This window comes from Segeticoccus rhizosphaerae, assembly GCF_009192725.1.
GTDB lineage: Bacteria > Actinomycetota > Actinomycetes > Actinomycetales > Dermatophilaceae > Segeticoccus > Segeticoccus rhizosphaerae.
Window position 1 is genome coordinate 1 of sequence record NZ_VOHR01000401.1, and the last position, 3,065, is coordinate 3,065.

Genomic DNA, 3,065 nt, shown 5'->3' on the forward strand with positions numbered 1-3,065 from the left:
CGGGCCTGAGCCCGGCCCGGACCCGGCTGGTCGCCGGCACCGAGAACGCCATCCTGGCCGGGGCCGGCGTGCTGCTGGGCCTGGCCGGTGCCGTGGCCGCCGCGCCGATGGTCACCCACGCGGTGGCCGGCCACGGCTGGCTGGCTCGCCCGCTGCACCTGTCGCCGGCGGCCACCGCGGCAGCCTGCGCGGGTCTGGTCGTGCTCGCGGTCGTGGTCTCCCTGGCCCCGACCCGCGCGCTGCGCCGAGGCTCGTTGAGCCTGCGCCACGAAGGCACCACCGCAGCCCCCTCACGTTGGCGGCTGGTGCCGTTGACGGTCGGGATCGGCGCCCTGGTCGCCACGCTGCTTTGGATCCGGCCGGACACCGACCTGACCGGCGTGATGGTGATGCTCGGCGGCGCCGGCCTGACCGGCGTCGGCGTGGTGCTGGCCCTGCCCGTCGCTGTCGGCGTGGCGGCAAACCTGCTCATCCGGCGCCGGAGCGGCACCAGCGTGCGGCTGGCCGCGCGGCGCCTGCAGATCGAATCCGGCGCGGCGGTCCGGATGGCCGCCGGCGTGACGATCGCCGCATTCGTCATCACCGGCGCGCTGGGCGTGCTGACCGCGTTCAAAGCCACCCCGCAGTATCAAGCACAGCACCACGCCCTGACCCACGGCCCACAGCTGGACCTGGTCTTCCTGCCCGACCCGCCGTCCCTGGCGCCCGACCTCGACCCGCAAAGGGTGCAGCGACAGTTGCGGGCCACGCCGGGAGTCCGGGCGGTCATCGCGGACTACGGCATCCAGGCATCCTCCGGCACCTGCGGCCCTGACGACTTCTGCGGCGAGGTATTCGTAGGCACCTGCGACCAGCTCGCCCTGCTCCAGGTGGTGCCCGGATGCCGCGACGACACGATCTCCCTCATCAGTTCCGCGACCTACCCCCAGCACAGCCTCACTCACCCGATCACCCTGACCGGCAGCAACGGCCACCGAGCAAGTATCCAACCCACACCCACGGTCCTGGCCACCGACGAGGCCACCACCTACGACCGCCACCCCGGCACGCTGCGGTACTCACTGTTCATCCCCGCGGGCGCCTCGCACATCGCGTCCCTGACCCACGACCCGACCAGCTACCAGGTCCTCACCGGCCCCGGCGTCGTGGCCCGTCAAGCAGTCCAGGCCATCGGCGACAACCTCGGTGTCACGGTCATCCTTGACGACCTCGAGGACTACCAAGCCGTCCAGGGCTACCAGCTGCTGATCACCACCCTGGCCGTCATCGTCCTCGGCGTCGGTCTGCTCGCCGTACTGCTGACCACGATCGACCGCGCCATCGAACGTCGCCGCCACATCGCCAGCCAGGTCGCCCTCGGAGTCCCGGTACGGATCCTGCGCGGCAGCCAGCTGCTGCAAACCCTGATTCCCCTCTGGCTCGGCCTGATCGGGGCGGTCGGGCTCGGCTCGCTGACCGTCGCGGCCCTACATCACGCTCACCGGCGTCAGCGACACGATGCCCACCACGACCATCCTCACCGTGGGCACCACCGCCCTGGTCGCCGCGGCGATCATCGCCACCGTCACCCTGCCCGGCATCAGCAGACGCCTCACTCCCGACCTGCTGCGCCGCGAGTAAACCAGTCCGTCCTGCGAACCGCTTGGCTCGGGCATGGCCGGTCTCGAGGGGAGGCGTTGTCAGCGCAGAACGGAACTCCCAAGAGGTCCTGCACCGACGCGCCGAGGGCGTGCCAACCGATACGTTCACACAGCGTCCAGCGCTACTCCTTGCTCTGCTCGTCCGCCCCGTCCTCGGAGCCGGAGCCGAACGGATGCGTCCGGACGAACTGCGCCGTGTCGGTATACGCCCGCTCAATAAATTGCTCAAGCGAGCTGGTCTCGACCCTCCACTGCCCGCGACCGCCGACCTTGATCGCCGGCAAGTCGCCCGACCGCACCAAAGCATAGGCCTGCGCCGCGGAGATGTTGAGCACCTCGGCGACATCGGCCAACTGCAAGAACCGCGGGCCCGCGCTGCCCTTAGCACTCACGCCACGTCCCCCAAATCCGTAAGCCGCTCCAGAACACACCCCACACGTTGAGGACGCGTCATCAACGTCCTGACCTGCGCCGATGCCACCTCCCCAGGCCGGACCCCCAGATAATCGGACGACTCCACCCGCCACTGACCACGCCCGCCGACCTTGATCGCAGGCAGCTCACCGGAGCGGACCAGGGCATAGGCCTGCGCCCTCGAGGTCGCCAGCTCCTCGGCGACTTGGTCCAGCGTCATGAATCGGCCTGTCGACCGGGCTGACTGGGGCATGCACCCTCTCCTTTCTCAACCACGCGCTCTCACCCTGACACACCATTGTGGCCGCCGCGGTCGGCTGTGCTCCGAGTTGGGGCGGTCGCGCGTGACCGCCAGACCACCGTTGTGGCGCTCGCGGCCCGGCCGGTGATCACCGGGACCGGATCCGTGCCTTGGGGTGAGTACCCGCGGAAGGCAGGCACGGTGAGTGAGGCATGGATGAACGAGACGCGCGCACGGGACCTGGAGACCCGGGCGGAGCGCCGGTCGCAGGAGGTGGCCATCCAGGACGCGAGCCAGGACCGTGAGCGCCTTGCCGCCGACGCGGACCAAGATCAGGCCCGCAGCCGCGTCGAACATGAGCAGGTGCAGGCGCGGGCCCACGACGCCCCGGCCTGCGGCCATCACTCTCCTCCGCGCTGAACGGGCGGGCCCCACCGCAGCCGGATGGGCCGCCGGTGACCGGCCAGTGTTTTCGGTGACGAGGCCACCGCCGGTCAGGCGGGGACCCGCATCGGCCGGGACCGTGGCGTCTGACCCCGCAGCCGGCGGGCGCGGGCCAGGACGCGAGAGGTGGGCCGACCATTGGTAAGGAAGGCGGCCAGCTCGGGTCCCAGACCGGCGGCGATGACTACCGTGTCGGCCTCGGCCTCGGCCGCGCGGCCCGCCCGCTTCTGGCACCACGGCACCAGGTAGGACAGCGCCACCACCGCGGCGGCCCCCACCCCGAACAGGGTCCGGCCCTGGGCGGTGGCTTGGAGCAGGGCCACCGC

The 3,065-nt window shown here is 71.2% G+C and carries 4 protein-coding genes; 1 reads left to right on the plus strand and 3 read right to left on the minus strand.

The features are described 5' to 3' along the window. Positions 1 to 1,762: 1,762 nt before the first annotated feature. On the minus strand, positions 1,763 to 2,032 hold the full coding sequence (locus FRW57_RS19680; RefSeq protein ID WP_152186841.1) for a helix-turn-helix domain-containing protein: 270 nt from the start codon (positions 2,030 to 2,032) through the stop codon (positions 1,763 to 1,765). Beyond that, positions 2,029 to 2,307, minus strand: a complete 279-nt coding sequence (locus tag FRW57_RS19685) for a helix-turn-helix domain-containing protein (protein WP_152186842.1) — start codon at positions 2,305 to 2,307, stop codon at positions 2,029 to 2,031. The genes FRW57_RS19680 and FRW57_RS19685 overlap by 4 nt, the downstream gene beginning before the upstream one ends. A 204-nt stretch (positions 2,308 to 2,511) precedes the next feature. Between FRW57_RS19685 and FRW57_RS19690 the strand changes: the two genes are divergently transcribed. After that, positions 2,512 to 2,715 carry a hypothetical protein gene (locus FRW57_RS19690; protein ID WP_152186843.1) on the plus strand — a complete coding sequence of 68 codons (204 nt, stop codon included), beginning with the start codon at positions 2,512 to 2,514 and terminating at the stop codon, positions 2,713 to 2,715. A 74-nt stretch (positions 2,716 to 2,789) separates the two neighbouring features. On the opposite strand, the gene FRW57_RS23550 is transcribed toward FRW57_RS19690, so the two are convergent. Beyond that, the coding region (locus tag FRW57_RS23550) for a hypothetical protein (protein ID WP_162529433.1) at positions 2,790 to 3,065 on the minus strand (276 nt) is incomplete at its 5' end.